This window comes from Lysinibacillus sp. G01H, from assembly GCF_028872195.1.
In the GTDB taxonomy this organism is placed as follows: domain Bacteria; phylum Bacillota; class Bacilli; order Bacillales_A; family Planococcaceae; genus Lysinibacillus; species Lysinibacillus capsici.
This window is the reverse complement of sequence record NZ_CP118397.1, coordinates 3,122,384-3,139,292: the sequence shown is the minus strand read 5'-3', so window position 1 is coordinate 3,139,292 and position 16,909 is coordinate 3,122,384. Positions and strand designations below refer to the sequence as shown.

Annotated in this window: 19 protein-coding genes; 16 read left to right on the top strand and 3 right to left on the bottom strand. The window is 38.6% G+C overall.

Annotated features, from left to right (window positions below):
• Positions 1-49: 49 nt before the first annotated feature.
• A complete protein-coding gene (gene pssA, locus PSR12_RS16010) occupies positions 50-550 on the bottom strand; it encodes a CDP-diacylglycerol--serine O-phosphatidyltransferase (protein WP_048392670.1) in 501 nt (166 codons plus the stop codon).
• Between the two features lie 136 nt (positions 551-686).
• Between pssA and PSR12_RS16005 the strand changes: the two genes are divergently transcribed.
• The 12 genes from PSR12_RS16005 to PSR12_RS15950 all read left to right on the top strand — a co-directional run bounded on the left by PSR12_RS16005 (position 687) and on the right by PSR12_RS15950 (position 10,349).
• Complete coding sequence (locus tag PSR12_RS16005; protein ID WP_221679993.1) at positions 687-1,469, top strand: phosphatidylserine decarboxylase; 783 nt, start codon at positions 687-689, stop codon at positions 1,467-1,469.
• Positions 1,470-1,505: 36 nt separating this feature from the next.
• Positions 1,506-2,027, top strand: coding sequence for a YqeG family HAD IIIA-type phosphatase (locus PSR12_RS16000; RefSeq protein ID WP_058844216.1), 522 nt, complete (start codon positions 1,506-1,508; stop codon positions 2,025-2,027).
• Positions 2,024-3,127: a ribosome biogenesis GTPase YqeH gene (yqeH, locus tag PSR12_RS15995; protein ID WP_004226877.1), complete on the top strand. Its 1,104-nt coding sequence runs from the start codon at positions 2,024-2,026 to the stop codon at positions 3,125-3,127. Before PSR12_RS16000 ends, yqeH begins: the two co-directional genes overlap by 4 nt.
• 31 nt (positions 3,128-3,158) lie before the next feature.
• Positions 3,159-3,989 carry a shikimate dehydrogenase gene (gene aroE / locus PSR12_RS15990; RefSeq protein ID WP_274769712.1) on the top strand — a complete coding sequence of 277 codons (831 nt, stop codon included), beginning with the start codon at positions 3,159-3,161 and terminating at the stop codon, positions 3,987-3,989.
• A 5-nt stretch (positions 3,990-3,994) separates the two neighbouring features.
• Positions 3,995-4,297, top strand: coding sequence for a ribosome assembly RNA-binding protein YhbY (gene yhbY, locus PSR12_RS15985; protein WP_004226882.1), 303 nt, complete (start codon positions 3,995-3,997; stop codon positions 4,295-4,297).
• A gap of 9 nt (positions 4,298-4,306) precedes the next feature.
• The gene (locus PSR12_RS15980) at positions 4,307-4,897 is read left to right on the top strand and encodes a nicotinate-nucleotide adenylyltransferase (protein WP_221679999.1); all 591 of its coding nucleotides are present in this window, start codon (positions 4,307-4,309) and stop codon (positions 4,895-4,897) included.
• Positions 4,866-5,438, top strand: a complete 573-nt coding sequence (yqeK, locus tag PSR12_RS15975; protein ID WP_221680001.1) for a bis(5'-nucleosyl)-tetraphosphatase (symmetrical) YqeK — start codon at positions 4,866-4,868, stop codon at positions 5,436-5,438. Before PSR12_RS15980 ends, yqeK begins: the two co-directional genes overlap by 32 nt.
• The gene (gene rsfS, locus PSR12_RS15970) at positions 5,435-5,779 is read left to right on the top strand and encodes a ribosome silencing factor (RefSeq protein ID WP_004226890.1); all 345 of its coding nucleotides are present in this window, start codon (positions 5,435-5,437) and stop codon (positions 5,777-5,779) included. The genes yqeK and rsfS overlap by 4 nt, the downstream gene beginning before the upstream one ends.
• Entirely contained in the window at positions 5,780-6,517 is a 738-nt protein-coding gene (locus PSR12_RS15965; RefSeq protein ID WP_274769710.1) for a class I SAM-dependent DNA methyltransferase, read from the top strand.
• Positions 6,518-6,756: 239 nt separating this feature from the next.
• On the top strand, positions 6,757-7,383 hold the full coding sequence (locus tag PSR12_RS15960) for a helix-hairpin-helix domain-containing protein (RefSeq protein WP_274769709.1): 627 nt from the start codon (positions 6,757-6,759) through the stop codon (positions 7,381-7,383).
• A gap of 105 nt (positions 7,384-7,488) precedes the next feature.
• Positions 7,489-8,058 carry a ComE operon protein 2 gene (locus PSR12_RS15955; RefSeq protein WP_004226897.1) on the top strand — a complete coding sequence of 190 codons (570 nt, stop codon included), beginning with the start codon at positions 7,489-7,491 and terminating at the stop codon, positions 8,056-8,058.
• A gap of 14 nt (positions 8,059-8,072) precedes the next feature.
• On the top strand, positions 8,073-10,349 hold the full coding sequence (locus PSR12_RS15950; RefSeq protein WP_274769708.1) for a DNA internalization-related competence protein ComEC/Rec2: 2,277 nt from the start codon (positions 8,073-8,075) through the stop codon (positions 10,347-10,349).
• 28 nt (positions 10,350-10,377) lie between these two features.
• On the opposite strand, the gene PSR12_RS15945 is transcribed toward PSR12_RS15950, so the two are convergent.
• Positions 10,378-10,515 carry a YqzM family protein gene (locus PSR12_RS15945; RefSeq protein WP_004226902.1) on the bottom strand — a complete coding sequence of 46 codons (138 nt, stop codon included), beginning with the start codon at positions 10,513-10,515 and terminating at the stop codon, positions 10,378-10,380.
• Between the two features lie 165 nt (positions 10,516-10,680).
• Between PSR12_RS15945 and holA the strand changes: the two genes are divergently transcribed.
• A complete protein-coding gene (gene holA, locus PSR12_RS15940; RefSeq protein ID WP_274769706.1) occupies positions 10,681-11,691 on the top strand; it encodes a DNA polymerase III subunit delta in 1,011 nt (336 codons plus the stop codon).
• Positions 11,692-11,786: 95 nt separating this feature from the next.
• On the opposite strand, the gene rpsT is transcribed toward holA, so the two are convergent.
• Positions 11,787-12,035, bottom strand: a complete 249-nt coding sequence (gene rpsT, locus PSR12_RS15935; protein ID WP_004226906.1) for a 30S ribosomal protein S20 — start codon at positions 12,033-12,035, stop codon at positions 11,787-11,789.
• Positions 12,036-12,198: 163 nt separating this feature from the next.
• On the opposite strand from rpsT, the gene gpr reads away from it, so the two are divergent.
• The 3 genes from gpr (at position 12,199) to PSR12_RS15920 (ending at position 16,650) form a co-directional block, all read left to right on the top strand.
• Positions 12,199-13,215, top strand: a complete 1,017-nt coding sequence (gene gpr / locus PSR12_RS15930; protein ID WP_274769704.1) for a GPR endopeptidase — start codon at positions 12,199-12,201, stop codon at positions 13,213-13,215.
• Between the two features lie 120 nt (positions 13,216-13,335).
• The gene (spoIIP, locus tag PSR12_RS15925) at positions 13,336-14,190 is read left to right on the top strand and encodes a stage II sporulation protein P (RefSeq protein WP_225340378.1); all 855 of its coding nucleotides are present in this window, start codon (positions 13,336-13,338) and stop codon (positions 14,188-14,190) included.
• Positions 14,191-14,772: 582 nt separating this feature from the next.
• Positions 14,773-16,650: an acyltransferase family protein gene (locus PSR12_RS15920; RefSeq protein ID WP_274769702.1), complete on the top strand. Its 1,878-nt coding sequence runs from the start codon at positions 14,773-14,775 to the stop codon at positions 16,648-16,650.
• Positions 16,651-16,909 lie beyond the last annotated feature (259 nt).

The following is a 16,909-nucleotide window of genomic DNA, read 5'->3' as shown; positions in this document are numbered from 1 at the left end:
ATGTTTAAAAGCAGTGGGAAATGAAAAAAGTGCAACAGCAAATGTGCTGTTACACTTTTTTTAACGTAAATGTACTAATCATGAGTAAAGCTAAAATGGGGAAAAGGAAAAGATAAAATGCCGGATGGAACGTATAAGCTGCGAAATACGTTAAAGTTAAGAACGTACCTGCGGCTGTAATTGGTAAACCTGTGAAATAACCGTTCGCTTCGCTAATATTGAAGCGAGCTAAACGCATAGCGCCACAGACGATAAATAATACGGCCATCATCATGCCGACAAAACCAAAATCAACTAGAACAACTTCATACATTAATAATGCAGGCGCCACACCAAATGATATAATATCACTCATAGAATCTAATTGTTTACCTAATTCTGACACTTGTCCGAGCGCTCTCGCTACCTTACCATCGTAGCGATCAAGAAGAGCTGCTATAAAGATAAACAAGACACTATAGCTATAGTATTCATGTAGAGTGGCCATAATAGCCGCGCCTCCAAAGGACATATTACTAATTGTTATGAAGTTAGCTGCGTGCGATTTCATTTTCTTAACCGTGGTATCCACCAACTTGTGATAAAAAAACAAGGGGGATCACTCCTTTGCACTTAAGATATTGTACCATTATACTTCGAATGCGAAAAAATTGACAGTCTAAATTAATGGATAGGGGTTTTACTGTATGAAAGAAAAACTATATCAACGCTTGATAGAACTAACGAATGGTAAGCAATCTTCCCATCTTTTGCAAACAATTGCAAAAGCGAAGTGGAGTAAACGTATAATTCCAAGCTACATGAAGTTATACGATATTAACCTTGAAGAAGTTTCAAAAAAACAACAACAATTTTCGTGTTTACATGATTTTTTTACAAGAGAACTTATTGAAGAAGCTCGCCCTATTGAAAAAAATCCAACTGTATATGCCAGCCCAGTAGATGCAAAAGTGGAGTCCTTTGGACGTATTGAATGGGATATGACATTTCTTGTGAAGGGTAAGCCTTATGCATTACAAGATTTACTTGGCAATACAGAACGAGCTGCACAATATGCAGACGGACATTATATCGTTTTTTATTTAAGTCCGGCTGATTACCATCGTATCCATAGCCCGATAGATGGAGAAGTCTTACGACAATATACACTTGGTCAGAAATCTTATCCTGTGAATCAGTTAGGTCTTACATACGGTAAAAAACCAATTTCTCATAATTATCGTTTAGTGACTGAGCTGAAAACAGCAAATAATCAGCATGTTGCATTGATCAAAGTAGGTGCGACCTTTGTGAATTCCATTGTGCTTACCAATACAACAACGAAATGGCAGAAAGGGCAAGAAGTTGGTTATTTCTCATTTGGTTCTACTGTTGTGATGCTGTTTGAAAAGGATACAATTAAATTTACGGATAATGTTGTAAAAGGAAGCCCAATTCGAATGGGTGAAGCCTTTGCAAATATGCTATAATGGTCGAATAATACGTTAAGATTAGGGGTCGCTATTTTGTATAATTTTTTATTACCGAACGAATTTGTGACGAATATTTTTGAAATTACGCCGGAAAAGTTACAGGAATTAGGGATTAGAGGAATCATTACGGATTTAGATAATACGCTTGTTGAATGGGATCGTCCAGATGCAACAGAAGAGCTAATCATATGGTTACGCATTATGAAAGAATCAGGTATTCGTGTTATTATTGCGTCAAACAACAATGAAGCTCGTGTAAAGCATTTTGCTGAGCCGTTAGGTATCCCTTATATTCACAAGGCGAAAAAGCCACTTCGTAATGCTTTTTATAATGCACTGATTCAACTAGGCTTGCGTCCAAATGAAGTAGTAATGGTAGGAGATCAACTCCTTACGGATGTTATGGGAGCAAATCGCTTAGGCTTACACACAGTGCTCGTGAAGCCTGTTGCACAATCAGATGGGCTTGTAACAAAATTGAATCGTTTTATTGAACGTCGCGTATTTAATGATTTGAAACGAAAAGGAATTATAACTTGGGAGGAACAAGAATGATTGAAATGCCAAATTGTATTGGCTGTGGTACAACAATTCAAACAGAAGATAAAACAGCAGTTGGGTATGCACCCCCATCATCATTAGAAAAGGATGTGGTCATTTGCCAGCGTTGCTTCCGTTTGAAAAATTACAATGAAATTCAACCAGTATCGTTAACAGATGACGATTTTTTACGTATTTTAAATGGTCTTGGTACACAGCAAGGCTTAATCGTAAAAATTGTTGATATATTTGATTTTAATGGAAGCTGGCTACCAGGGCTTCATCGTTTTGTAGGGAAGAATCCTGTCCTATTGATTGCCAACAAAGCTGATTTATTACCAAAGTCAGTGAAGCCCAAAAAAGTTATCAACTGGCTGAAACGTGAAGCAAAGGCTCTTGGACTACAGCCTGTCGATGTCCTATTAGTCAGTGCCCATAAAGGCAAAGGGATGGCAGAAGCAATGGAAGCCATCGATGAATATCGTAAAGGACAAAATGTATATGTTGTTGGCTGTACAAATGTTGGGAAATCTACGTTCATTAACCGAATTATTAAGCAGGCAACAGGTGAGGGTGAAGTGATTACAACCTCACACTTCCCAGGTACTACTTTAGACATGATTGATATTCCATTGGATGATGGTAGTGCATTATATGATACGCCAGGTATTATTAATCATCATCAAATGGCTCATCATATTGATTCCAGTGAATTAAAATATATTATGCCGAAAAAAGAAATTAAGCCGAAAGTCTATCAACAAAATGCAGGGCAAACTCTATTTATTGGTGCATTGGCAAGATTTGATTTTATTCAGGGTGACCGTTCTGCCTTTACAATCCATGTGGCAAATGATTTACCAATTCATCGTACAAAGCTTGAGAAGGCAGATGCGTTATATGAAGAGCATAAAGGAGAATTATTGGCACCCCCAACTGCGGACTTTATCGACCAGTTACCGCCATTGGTTCGTCACGAATTTTCCATCAAAGAAGCGAAAACAGATGTTGTATTTTCTGGGCTTGGCTGGATTACCGTTCAACATGCGAATGTAGTAGTAGCAGCTTACGCACCAAAAGGTGTACAAGTTTCAATTCGTCCTTCGCTGATCTAAATGGAGGACATAGTAGAGAGAGGGACTAAAAATGAAGAAATGGTTTGCAGTTATGGGTGATCCAATTGAACATTCAAAATCACCTGCCATGCACAATGCTTGGTTTGAGGACATGTCAATTGATGCGACATATATTCCTTTACATGTTACGCCTGATCAATTAGAATCTGCTGTTGCTGGTTTGAAGACATTAGGGGCAAGTGGCTGGAACGTGACCATTCCTCATAAAACAGCAATCATTCCGTATCTAGACGAGCTAGATGAGCTGGCACAAAAAATGGGCGCAGTGAATACAGTCGTACGAACAACAGAAGGAAAGCTAAAAGGCTATAATACAGATGGTATTGGATTTGTTCGATCACTTGAAGAAGCCGTTGGGGTTTCTCATAAAGACAAGCCTGTATTACTTGTTGGTGCTGGAGGTGCTGCTCGAGGCATTGCCTTTGCTATGCAGCAACAAGGCTATCGTCATGTAACCATCGCCAATCGTACGGTGACGAATGCACAAATGATTATTGATGAAATGGGTATGGGACGTGCCATTTCATTACAACAAGCGGAAGAAACGCTAGCTGATTTCAGTATTATTGTGCAAATGACATCAGCTGGCCTTTCCACGGGTAATTTTTCAATGCCATTTTCATTAGATCGGCTGATGAAAGAAGCAATTGTTGCGGATATTGTGTATAATCCATTAATGACGCCTTTTTTACAAGCGGCTGAAGAAAAAGGAGCAACGATTGTCACTGGCTTAGGAATGTTTGTCCATCAAGGAGCCATCGCTTTTGAACACTGGTTAGGAGACTATCCAAATACAAATTCAATGATTGCGCAACTGAAGGCGCAATTAGGAGGAAACTAATTTTTATGTTAACAGGTAAACAGAAACGTTTTTTACGTGCAGAAGCACACCATTTAACACCGATTTTCCAAGTGGGAAAAGGTGGCGTTAATGATGAAATGACAAAGCAAATTCGCGAGGCATTAGAAGTACGTGAATTGATTAAAGTACGTATTTTAGATAACTGTGAAGATGATAAACATGAAGTCGCTGAAGCATTAGCCAAAGGCGCTCATGCGGAGCTTGTCCAATTAATCGGTCTGACAGTTGTTTTATATAAAGAGTCCCGCAATCATAAAAAGATTGTATTACCAAAAGTAACGAAATAAGGTGAGACGATGAAAAGGGTCGGTTTACTTGGAGGTACATTTAACCCACCACATATGGGTCATCTTTTAATGGCAAATGAAGTTTTTCATGCGCTAGAACTTGATGAAATCCGCTTTATGCCTAATGCCATCCCACCACATAAGCATGCACGTTTTGATGCTAGTAATGTTGAGCGACTTGAAATGGTAAAACGTGCGATTCGTCCATTTCCTTATTTTTCAGTAGAGTCGTATGAGCTTGAGAAGGGTGGCGTATCCTATTCCTATGAGACACTTTCTGCATTGTGTAGAAGAGAGCCGAATGTGAAATTTTACTTTATCATCGGTGGCGATATGATTGATTCGCTACATACATGGCATTGTATAGATGATTTAGTGAAACTTGTTCAGTTTGTCGGAGTAAAGCGTCCAGGGACAGCCGCGGCAACAGAGTACCCTATACGTATGGTGGAAATACCTCAAATCGATTTATCGTCCACACTGATTCGTGAACGCCTGGCTACAGGAGGAACGGTGACATTTCTACTACCAGAAGCTGTAGAGACGTTCATACGAGAGGAAGGTCTTTATGGAACGCGAACAGTATTTAGCGGCGATTAAGCCAAGACTGCCTGAAAAACGTTATATTCATACAGTCGGAGTGATGGAAACTGCCATCAACCTAGCTCATAAATATGGCGAGGACGTAAAAAAAGCTGAAACAGCAGCTATCCTCCATGATATTGCTAAATATGCTGATATTAAGTGGATGGAAAATATCGTTCGTGATGAAAAATTAGATGAAAGACTAATTGGATGGGGTAGTGAATTACTACATGGTCCAGTAGGTGCATATATAGCACAAAGTGAGTTTGGTATCACAGACGAAGAGCTGTTGAATGCTATTCGTTTCCATACAACTGGGCGGGCTAATATGAGCCGTTTAGAAAAAATTATTTTTGTCGCAGATATGATTGAACCGAACCGTCGATTTGATGGAGTTGATCGTCTGCGCAAAAAAGCACAAAAAAATTTGGATAAGGCGATGAGTGCATGTGTACGCCATACTTTGGCATTTTTAATTGACACAAAGCAGCCGATTTATCCTTTATCTATAGAATGTTATAACGATATGATGAACAGAGAGGATAGTGAAGGATGACTTCAACTTTATTACAAGCAGCGTACAAAGCAATTGACGACAAACATGGTGAGGATATTGTCGTTTTAAATATGCAAGGAATTTCCCTTTTAGCAGATTATTTTATCATTGCTCATGGTAACTCAGATCGCCAAGTGCAAGCCATTGCACGCGAATTACAGGATGTAGCTGAACAACAAGGCTATGAAATTCGCCGTGTCGAAGGATTTGATGGAGCTCGTTGGGTACTAGTTGACCTAGGCGATGTTGTGGCACATGTATTCCATAAGGATGAGCGTGCTTATTATAATTTAGAGCGTCTTTGGGGCGATGCACCGCAACTAGACATGCCAGAGGCCTAAGTGAGTTACGAACGCTTTGCTCATGTCTATGATGAGCTGCAAACGGATATTCCTTACAATCTTTATGTAGATTGGGTTGTACAGCATGCACCAAGCAGCCAGTACCCAAAACTGTTGGATATTGGTTGTGGCACTGGTGTACTTAGCTTGTTATTTGCAAAGTCTGGTTATCAAGTCAGTGGAATCGATTTATCAGAAGAGATGCTGTCCATTGCCGCAGAACGCTTTGCTGGTGCAGGCTACCATGCACCATTATACTGTATGTCTATGGTCGAACTAGATGGCTTTGAGGAAATCGATGTTGTCACAATCACAATTGATTCCTTGAATTATGTGGTAGAGGAGCACTCTATTTATACGACATTAGAACGTATCTATACGGCGTTGCGTGATGGAGGTCAGCTGTTTTTTGATGTTCATTCGTTATTTAAAATGAATGAGATTTTTTTAGATGGTCCGTTCACATATGATGATGGTGACATTAGTTATATATGGCATACGGAGCCTGCCGACTTTGAACATTCGGTTATTCATCAAATGACCTTTTATGTACGAGATGACGCAAGTGAATTATATGAACGCTTTGATGAGGAGCACGTGCAACGTACTTACACTATCGAGCAGTATATGGCTTGGTTGCGTGCCATCGGTTTTAGTCATGTGGAAATTACAGCAGACTTTACAGATGAGGCACCTGATGAGGAAAGTGAACGCATTTTTATTCGTGCAGTGAAATAAAGAAAAGGGAGCTACACTGTGTAATTGGCAGTGTGGCTTTTTTGATGGATAGAAAGGTTAAAGTAGCGGATAGAAAACTTGAATAGGCGGATAAAGAGGCTAAATTGTCGGATAAAACCTGTATAGAAGGATAAAAAATCTAAACTCCTGACGATTTTTTATCATTTTCAACCACCCATCCATAGTGTAAGATATATATAACTCCATATGATGACCTTTCGCAAGGAAAGGATGATACTGTGCTACAATCTTTATGGCAAAAGTACAAAAAAAGTATGTTATTCCCCAGCATACTAGTCGTCAGTGGACTTTGTTACTTCTATTTTTCGAGTTCTGACTCTTCATCTCCCCAAGAAGAGCTCATCGAAACAATCCAACCTATTGAAGAAAAAAATTTGAGTGAATCTGCTGAGGAAGCGGTTATGCAGCAGCTATTTGTGGAAATAAAGGGTGCGGTAATGTATCCAGGCGTTTATGAACTTGAGCAAGACCAACGTATAAAAGATGTTGTACAGCTTGCTGGAGGCTATACAGAGAACGCTGACACACAATTTATCAATCATGCCCAAAAGGTACAGGATGAAATGGTAATCTATATTCCTATCAAGGGCGAACAGCTAGAGGAAGGAGCCTCTTCTCTGTTAACGCTACCTACTGAGACGAATAAGGAGCAAAAGATTAATATTAATAAAGCTGATGTAGCAACGTTAGCAACATTGCCAGGAATCGGTCCTTCTAAAGCACAAAGTATCCTAACGTATCGAGAGGAAAATGGGCAGTTTCAAACCATAGATGACTTAAAAAATGTTAGTGGTATTGGTGATAAAACATTTGAGAAGCTAAAGGATGCAATTACCGTAAAGTAATGCTTTTACATGATGGTATATTGACGTCCCTTTTCTAAAAGGGCTACACTATAGTAGAAAAGCAAGAGAAAGTTAATTTGTTAGACAATTTTTGGAGGTAGTCATATGGAGCGAATTACTTGGGATCAATTTTTTATGGCACAAAGCCATTTACTCGCATTACGCAGTACATGTACAAGACTAGCTGTAGGAGCAACTGTTGTACGGGACAAACGCATCATTGCAGGTGGTTATAACGGTTCCATTACAGGGGACGAGCATTGTATCGAAAAAGGATGCTATGTGGTTGATAATCATTGCGTCCGTACCGTGCATGCTGAAATGAATGCCTTACTGCAATGTGCTAAATATGGAACACCGACAAAAGGTGCTGATTTGTATGTAACACATTTCCCATGTTTACCATGTACAAAATCTATCATTCAAGCTGGCATAGAACGTGTGTATTATGCAACGGATTATAAAAATAATCCCTATGCACAGGAGTTATTTGCAAAAGCTGGAGTGGAAGTAGTTCATGTACCCTTTGATGAACGTAAAATTGATTTTTTACGAGATGACAAGCTAGCTTTGTATACAGAAATGCTGCACGAGCTTCGCGAGAGTGGGGTTTCTGCTGAAAAATTGCTCCCATATGAACAGAAGGTGAGTGCATTATTTGGCATCAAGCTTTAAAGCATAGATGGATTATGGTAGCTCTTGCTGTACTGATAGCTGCTATGGCGATATACAAATCAGTATGGCTACTCATTTTTTTATTGCTACTAGCCCTGTGGCTCACCATAAAAGGTGAGTCACGTTTTCTTGCAATTTTTGTACTAACAAGTGGTCTACTAACTTATTTTTTCCTATCTATCAATCATCTGACGGAACCTTCTCCTTTACCGTCAACCTTCCCTATAACTTGGTCAAATGACTATAAAATAAATGGGCAAAAACTCCGTGGGTTTGCTACAACAACAAATGGTGAAAAACTTTACGTGGTTTATACCTTTTCTTCGGAACAAGAGAAAAATTTTTATGAAAACACCTCATTAACTGGAATGACGTATTCTGCAAAAGGTGAACTTGTGACTCCCTCTCCAGCTGCACATGCTTATGCTTTTTCCATGTCAACCTATTTAACGAGCAAAGGAGCAACAGGCGTCGTTGAAATCGCAAATTGGAACTATATAGGAAAACGAACCTCCATCTTCACTATTCTTGCCGAAGTAAGACACAATATGAAAAAGCATATAGAGAGAACTTTTCCTAAATCACTTGTAGCAGAGGCTCAAGCACTTTTAATAGGGGTGCAAGATCAGATGGAGGATGAACTGCAGCGTGCCTATCAAAAGCTCGGTATTACCCATTTATTTGCGATTTCTGGGCTACATGTCGCGCTGATGTCTTGGCTCTTTTTTGAAGGATTACTGAGAATCAGAGTTCGCAAGGAAATGGCTACTGTCGTGCTATTGATCCTCTTACCGATTTATGGAGTTATTGCAGGTGGAGCACCTTCCGTATGGCGTGCTGTTTCTGTAGTAGAGTTGATGATGTTACTGCGCTTTTTTAAGTGGGTTCTTTCGATCGATGATGCATTAGCTATTAGCTTTATAGGCTTTGTTTTGCTTGAGCCAGGTGTTATTTTCCAGATTGGTTTCCAGCTATCCTATTTAGCAACCGTTAGTCTTCTTTATTCTGGTATTATTTTTAAGCAGACAAGAACTTGGCTAGGTCGTTCTTTTTTTATCACATTCGTGTGCCAACTGCTCGTTTACCCACTATTACTCCATCATTTTTATGAATTATCTTTATCCTCGTTTTTTGTCAATATTGTTTTTGTTCCACTGTTTTCCTTTGTTATATTACCCTTTAACTTGATAGCCTTTGTACTATCTTATCTTTCTTTACCACTTGCTAATGTCCTATTTGCTGGCTATGAACCACTGCGTAAATGGCTGACCGAAATAATCTTTTCTATGCAAGAGCTTCCTTGGCAATTATGGACACCAGGCAAACCATCAATTTGGCTGAGCTGCGTTGCGATGTTAAGTGTTTTAGTGAGCCTCTATTATTTGGAAATAAAACGATTCAGGAAAGCTATTTTGATCCTTGTCATCCCTGCTATTTGGATTCATTTGGCACCCATGTTGTATAACGAAACAAAGATTACCTTTTTAAATGTAGGACAAGGAGACAGTATTATCATTGAATTGCCTTTTAGACGGGCTGTCTATGTTATAGATACAGGTGGAGTATTGCGCTTTGAGCAGGAATTGTGGAAGAAAGCAGATAGTCCTTATAAGGTAGGGAAGCAAGTTGTCGTCCCATTTTTAAAAGGCAAGGGTATACGTACTATCGATATTTTTATTGCTTCTCATGCGGACGCAGATCATATTGAGGGAGCAGAGGAAGTATTACAAGAGATTAACATGAAGGAAATACACGTTACACCTGGTTCATTGTATGAGCCTTTAATGCATGATTTATTACGAGAAGCCAATAAGCGACATATTCCTATTAAAGAAAAAATGAAGGGGACTTCGTGGCATGTAGGGGAAACATATTTTTATTACTTATGGCCTGCTGACGCCATTTATGAGGGAAATGATGATTCTCTTGTCCTGTACATGCAGCAAAAGGCGTTTACAGCGTTATTTACAGGGGATTTGGAGCAATATGGCGAACAACAGCTGATCAATCGTTATGGACCTTTATTGGCCAATCTCACATTACTAAAGGCAGGGCATCATGGGAGTAAGACATCGAGCACAGAAGCCTTTGTCGAGCTGCTACAGCCCCAATTAACGGTTTTTAGTGCAGGTCTCCATAATCGTTATGGTCATCCACATGAAGAAGTAGTACAACGATTTGTCAGTAGACATTTAGTGACATGGATAACAGGGGTGAATGGATCAATCGAAATAAGTATTCGTGATAATCGCTGGTCCGTTAACGGAAAGGAAAAGGGCCTTGTCCAATGACCAAGGCCCTTTTCCTGCATAAGTCCAATTACTGTGATACAAATTCTACTATAGTTGCAATAATAAACATAAGCGTGAAAACGCCAAATGATACACCGAAGCCAACACCAGAATCGATGGCATCGTTACGTCGACATTGTATGTTTTTTCCTTCAAATGGATTCATTGTTATCCCTCCAATTCTGTTATTTATTATAAGACAACATGGTCATAAAAGCTATATCGAAAAGGTGATTTCCCCGTCTGGAAAGGAATCGACACAATTCGGTCAAAGACACAAAGGACTATGAAATCATGTATACTAATAGTATTGCTAGATGGAGGGGAAATTATGATTTCAACGGTTTGGAATACAATAAAAAAAGGTGAGCTTGCACCAGTATATTTGCTTGTTGGTGAAGAAAGCTATTTTATAGATGAAACCATTAAACGTTTAAAAGAGGCAATGGGTCCAGAAGAAGAGCTGGAGATGACCACATTTGATTTAGAAGAAGTACCAGTAGATGTGGTCATGGATGAAGCAGATACCATTCCTTTTTTCTCAGAACGTAAGCTTATTATTGCTAAAAATGCTTCGTTTTTAAAGGCAACCGAGAAAGGGAAGGAAAAAATCGATCATGATGTGAAACGATTGGAAACATGGTTGTCGAATCCTTCTGATTTTTCCGTAACGGTTTTTATTGCCCCTTATGAAAAATTGGATGAACGCAAAAAAGTGACTAAAATGATGAAAGAGCATGCATTATTTGTACAAGCAGAAACACCAAAAGAGCAGGATTTAGCCGTATGGATTCAAGGCATTGTCAAAACACAAGGTAATAGCATTACACAAGATGCTATTGAATTGCTTGTTACGATGGTCGGAGCCAACATGCTACAATTACAGATGGAAATTGACAAGCTAACCCTTTATTTAGGTGATGGGGGCGAAATTACAACTTCTTTAGTGGAGGATTTGGTGGCAAAGACATTAGAGCAAGATGCCTTTAAAATGCTTAACGCATACTTGGCAAATGACTCTGTCGGAGCCTTGTCCATCTATCATGATTTATTGCGACAAAAACAAGAACCTATTATGTTAGTGGGCTTGCTAGCATCCAATGTTCGTACCATGTCAAATGTTTTTTATTTATTGAAAAAAGGTTATCACCCTCAACAAATTGCTAAAAATCTAAAAATTCATCCGTATCGCGTCAAACTTATGATTGAGCAACGGCATCGGCCTTCAGAAGAAAATTTGCTCCGGGCATTATATCAATTAGCAGAGGTTGATTTACAGCTTAAATCGTCTGGTGGAAATCGAGAGCGCTATCTAGAGCTATTTTTATTGCGCCAACTATAGGAAAAGAAAGCTGTCCAATAAGGGCAGCTTTCTATGTTCTCTATAAAATTAAAAAGATCAGCTACTCCTAATAGAGTATCTGATCCTTTAAACAATTACGCTTTTTTAGCAAGGCGAGACTTTTTACGAGCCGCCGCGTTTTTGTGGATAAGTCCTTTTGAAGCTGCTTTATCTAAAGATTTGAAAGCTGCTTGTAAAAGTTCTTGTTTGTTTTCAGCGTTAGCAGCAACAGCGTTTTCAGCTTTTTTCACTGTAGTACGCATTGCAGATTTAGCTTGAGAATTAGCAATGTTAGCTTTTTCGTTAACTTTTACGCGTTTAATCGCAGATTTAATGTTTGGCATATATTTCACCTCCTAAATTAGGTACGAGATGATATCTTCTCATTGATTTCTTGTGTCAATACAACAAAAATCATTTTAACAAACGCTTGGCCAAATTGCAATAGATAAATGCAAAGAATATTTACTTGACAGTTTGAACAAACTACAGCTTGAGGTGAACTGTATGCAAAATTTTAATTGGCAACGAACAGATTTAATTGATGAATCAGAAGAGGTAGTTGTCCATCAGACCAAAGAGCAAAAAGAAAAGCTTGAACAATCAAGTGGCATTCAAATTGAAGATCGGAATGCTGGTAGAGTAAAAATTACAGATGTTCTTGTAGACGCTGAAGGGGAAAAGCAAATTGGTAAAAAGGAAGGGCAGTATATTACCCTTTCTGTCCCGACACTAACATTAGAAGATCAAGAAGGCTTTGCACAACTCGAACAAGAATTGCTTGTAAATTTCAAAAAAATGCATGACGCAATTTCTTGGCAAGAAGACGATAAAATTTTAATAGTCGGTTTAGGAAATCGCACTATTACACCCGATGCAATAGGTCCCTATTTAATTGACCATTTGCATAGTTTAGATGTCATTGATGAAAAATTCGTTATGTATGCTCCTGGTGTAACAGGACAAACAGGCTACGAAACAGGTGAGTTTGTGGCTGCTATTGCTGAACGTCTGCAACCGAAATTAATCATTGTAGTAGATGCACTTGCTACAAGAGCGAGTAATCGACTCTGTAAAACGATTCAATTAACAGATACAGGCATACATCCAGGTTCAGGAGTAGGTAATCAACGGCAAGAGATTTCCTATGAGATGCTTGGCATTCCCGTAACAGCAATAGGGATCCCTACCGTAGTAGATGCACCTGTCCTAATTGCAGATGCGGTAGAAACTATGCTCCGTTCGATAGCTGCTCGTGTGGCTGAACGCAGTAAACCGTCATCGAAGCTTTCATTATCCTCATGGCAACCAGATATCAACAAGGAACTGGATATGACATTAGTACAACCTATATTTGGAGAATGGGCGACATGGACGAAGGAGGAGCGGCAGCAGCTGTTTGAGGAAACCTTCGCTGGCTCCCACACACAATTGATGGTTACACCAAAAGAAGCAGACTATTGGATTGATCGCTATGCAAAATTAGTGGCTTCTATGCTAATGAATTGGGCAAGTGATTTATAAAATAATGAAGAAACAACGCTTAGAGTAGTCCTTCTAAAACACGCTTATTTATGCGTAAAACAAGAAATTTATTTTCGTTCTAATTAACATCCCCCCTCCATACGATATGGGGAGGAGGGTGTGACTTTGCTAAAAAAACTACAATGGTCATTTGGTATATTATTGTTCTTTTTCGTATTACCTGTCATTGCTGGGCAACTTCCGTTCAACAAGCAAGCATCGACTCCGATCAAACAATCAGAAGATAAGCAAGTCGTGTTTGCTGCTACCAATTTAGCTGAACAAAGTGTACTGGAACAAACGAAAGAACCTGAACCAGATCAAGCCCTAGACCCGGACCCATTTAAAGTGTTAGTGTTATTTACCCATACGCATGAAGCATATGAACCTATGGTGAAAGCAGTGAGTGGTAAGGTAGCGACTTCTCATGAAACGGTCAATATTATGAGCCTGAAGGATAAGATTGTGAATCATTTTAATGTAAATGGTTTAAAGACGGATGTTCTTGATGTAGATATTATGAAGAAATTACAAGAAGAAGGTAAAGGCTATCATGAATCTTATAATGTGATGAGGCCATATTTAAGTAAGCATTTAGAAACAAATAATTATGATTTAATAGTTGATTTACATCGTGACTCATTAAAACATGATCTTACAACGATCTCATATAATGGGGAAAATTATGCGAAAATCGCTATTGTTGTTGGGGCAGAACATGCTAATTACCGCTGGAATACAGCCTATGCTGAAAGTTTATCATCCACACTAAACGCCATCGTTCCAAAAATTTCCAAAGGGGTTATTTCTAAAAGTGGTGATGGGGTTGATGGGCGATACAATCAGGATTTAGCAAAGCAAATGATGATTATTGAGATTGGTGGAATTGGTAATACTGAGGAAGAGGTTAATCGTACGATTGCTGTAATTGGTAAGGCAATATCAAAAGCGTTTGTCAATGATTCAACAAAATAGACCAATCATATTAAAAAGTGGGACTCTTGTGGGCTCACTTTTTTAATATTGTATGATAATAAAATTTCCAGAAATAATTCTCATTAATTGTCTTTCCATTGCTTCATTCTTGTCTTATAATTTTCAAGTTGGCTCGCGAATTTCATGATAAAACGTTAAATGAAGGCATATGCAAATAAAGCAAACATACTTTTGAAGTATATCCCACTTTTGGGAATGCCTTTTTAAGTCTATAGCAAATATACATATGAATTTTTAGAAGACAAAAAGTGATAACGTTTCATTTTTCTCTCAAACTTTTATCGTATTTCAATCGTCAAACATATAAGTGAATAAGCAAAAATAATAGAGAGGGGATGGTTATCAATCAAAAGGTTCTATTACGTGACAACAGGTTTTATATTGATGCAGAAGGGAATACCTTCAAAAAGCGTTACTCCTTGTAGCATTTGGATGTAACTATCATTTATCAGCCGTGGGCGGTTATTAGAGGTTGTGACAGCGACTTCTCATTGTACAGCTAGAAAATACCAAAACATTATACCGAAACGAAATTGAGAGATTATTGAAGGAAGGAATAGTATGTCAGGCAAGTCATTAAATCATCGTTATATTCCTGGACTAGACGGGATTCGAGCATTGGCTGTGTTAGCAGTTATTGCTTATCATTTTAACTTTAGTTGGGCTAGAGGTGGCTTTTTAGGAGTAGATATCTTCTTTGTGTTATCGGGCTATTTAATCACCTCTACCATCTTACCTTTAAAGGGCAATCAATTAACAGTCAGCCTAAAGAAATTTTGGGTGGGACGATTTAGAAGGCTACTACCAGCGGCCTACGTTATGATTGTTACATCATTTGTTTGGGCAATGCTCTTTCATAAAGAGCTTCTCCCTACTTTGCGCGGGGATGCACTGTCCTCCATTTTTTATTCAAGTAATTGGTGGTTCATTTTTCATAAACTCTCTTATTTTGATAGTTTCGGTTCTCCATCACCTTTAAAAAACCTATGGTCATTAGCCATTGAAGAACAATTTTACTTGATTTGGCCATTGCTCTTAATGATTGGACTTTTTGTTGTTAAAAAACAAAATAAACTAGCAAATATCGTCTTTTGTGGTGCCCTTTGTTCAGCATTCGTAATGGCCTTACTCTATCAGCCTGGCGCTGATCCTAGTCGTGTCTATTATGGAACGGACACACGTTGTTTTGAATTATTAATAGGCTGTTGGCTAGCCCTTGTTTGGCCAATGAAAAGACTTTCTTCTCAAAAATTATCAGCGAACCATGTGAAGAAACTAAATACTATGAGTTTCATTGCACTTACTATTTTTTTAGTAAGCATAGTGTATGTGGATGAATATCAATCCTTTCTTTATAGAGGAGGTATGTTTTTATTTTGCTTGAATGCTGCCGTTTTGATTGCATGTATTTCTCATCCAGTCAGCATACTAGGAAAAATATTAGCATGGAAGCCATTATGTTGGATAGGCTCTCGTTCCTACGGAATTTATCTATGGCATTATCCTGTCATGGTTTTAGGGACACCCATTCATGAAATTGGTAATCCCTCCTATTGGCGAATCTTCCTGCAGCTTTTACTAATCCTGATGATTGCAGAGCTCTCCTATCGCTTCATTGAAATGCCCATCCGGAAAGAAGGGTTCCGAGTCTATTGTCAAAAATATTTGATTTGTAATAAAAATAAATGGGGAAGCCTTACTTTTCCACGAAAAATATCAACGGTTATGGTTCCACTTTTCCTGCTTGTATTTTTTACTGGCATGACAGGTGTAGTGGGTGAAAGTCAGCAAAACCCATCTAAAACGTTGCCAACAACGATAAAAATTAATGGCGATGACAAGCAGGACAAACAAGCTGAAGCCTCAAACGGCAAGCCTTCTCAAAGCAAGGATGAGGGAGTAGAGGATGTGCAGGAGATAGAAACGCCTAAGCAAGAAGAAAATAACACCATTATTGAGCCTGAAAAGGATGAGTTTTATCGTGGTATACTAGCCATTGGCGATTCCCTAATGATTGATATTGCACCGAGCTTACATAATATGTATCCGACTATTACAATCGATGGAAAAATAGGTCGTCAAGTTTCACAAGCTGTAAGACTTGCACCAAATTATGCAAGTTTTAATCAACCTCATCATGCAGTCATTCTACAATTGGGGACAAATGGTTATTTTACGACTGACCAAATGGATGCACTCCTTGAAGCTTTTTCAAATGCCGATATTTATTTAGTGAATACACGTGTGCCGCGTTCATGGGAAGCAAAGGTGAATGAAGCTTTACTGCAAAAAGCACAGGAACATGAGCGAATAACACTAATTGACTGGCATGCAGCAGCAATCAATCATCCTGAATACTTTGCCCCAGACGGTGTACATTTAGAGAAAAAAGGGGTAGAAGTTTTAACAAAGCTCATTCAACAATCCTTAAACAAATAAAATAATAAAGTCAGTATACACAGTTTTTTCTGCGTAGCTGACTTTTTCTATATCTTAGAAAGGGAACTATTTGATCTACCTATATGTTTTCTATTAGTTGTTGCTCCTGTATGGTAAGCTTGACATTTGACTTGTTCTATTGTGTGGAAGATGGTGCGTTGTTCATTCTTTCTTTTACGATCATAGTTTAGGTTGATAAAAATGGGGTTTTGTCCACGCTTTTTAGTAATATGGATGTTGATATCTTTAGTAGATAGCG

Bases quoted from the DNA above. Each gene is read 5' to 3' on its own strand.
- pssA (WP_048392670.1), bottom strand. From the start codon at position 550: ATGAAATCGCACGCAGCTAACTTCATAACAATTAGTAATATGTCCTTT.
- PSR12_RS16005 (WP_221679993.1), top strand. From the start codon at position 687: ATGAAAGAAAAACTATATCAACGCTTGATAGAACTAACGAATGGTAAG.
- yqeH (WP_004226877.1), top strand. From the start codon at position 2,024: ATGATTGAAATGCCAAATTGTATTGGCTGTGGTACAACAATTCAAACA.
- aroE (WP_274769712.1), top strand. From the start codon at position 3,159: ATGAAGAAATGGTTTGCAGTTATGGGTGATCCAATTGAACATTCAAAA.
- yhbY (WP_004226882.1), top strand. From the start codon at position 3,995: ATGTTAACAGGTAAACAGAAACGTTTTTTACGTGCAGAAGCACACCAT.
- PSR12_RS15980 (WP_221679999.1), top strand. From the start codon at position 4,307: ATGAAAAGGGTCGGTTTACTTGGAGGTACATTTAACCCACCACATATG.
- yqeK (WP_221680001.1), top strand. From the start codon at position 4,866: ATGGAACGCGAACAGTATTTAGCGGCGATTAAGCCAAGACTGCCTGAA.
- rsfS (WP_004226890.1), top strand. From the start codon at position 5,435: ATGACTTCAACTTTATTACAAGCAGCGTACAAAGCAATTGACGACAAA.
- PSR12_RS15955 (WP_004226897.1), top strand. From the start codon at position 7,489: ATGGAGCGAATTACTTGGGATCAATTTTTTATGGCACAAAGCCATTTA.
- PSR12_RS15950 (WP_274769708.1), top strand. From the start codon at position 8,073: ATGGTAGCTCTTGCTGTACTGATAGCTGCTATGGCGATATACAAATCA.
- PSR12_RS15945 (WP_004226902.1), bottom strand. From the start codon at position 10,515: ATGAATCCATTTGAAGGAAAAAACATACAATGTCGACGTAACGATGCC.
- holA (WP_274769706.1), top strand. From the start codon at position 10,681: ATGATTTCAACGGTTTGGAATACAATAAAAAAAGGTGAGCTTGCACCA.
- rpsT (WP_004226906.1), bottom strand. From the start codon at position 12,035: ATGCCAAACATTAAATCTGCGATTAAACGCGTAAAAGTTAACGAAAAA.
- gpr (WP_274769704.1), top strand. From the start codon at position 12,199: ATGCAAAATTTTAATTGGCAACGAACAGATTTAATTGATGAATCAGAA.
- PSR12_RS15920 (WP_274769702.1), top strand. From the start codon at position 14,773: ATGTCAGGCAAGTCATTAAATCATCGTTATATTCCTGGACTAGACGGG.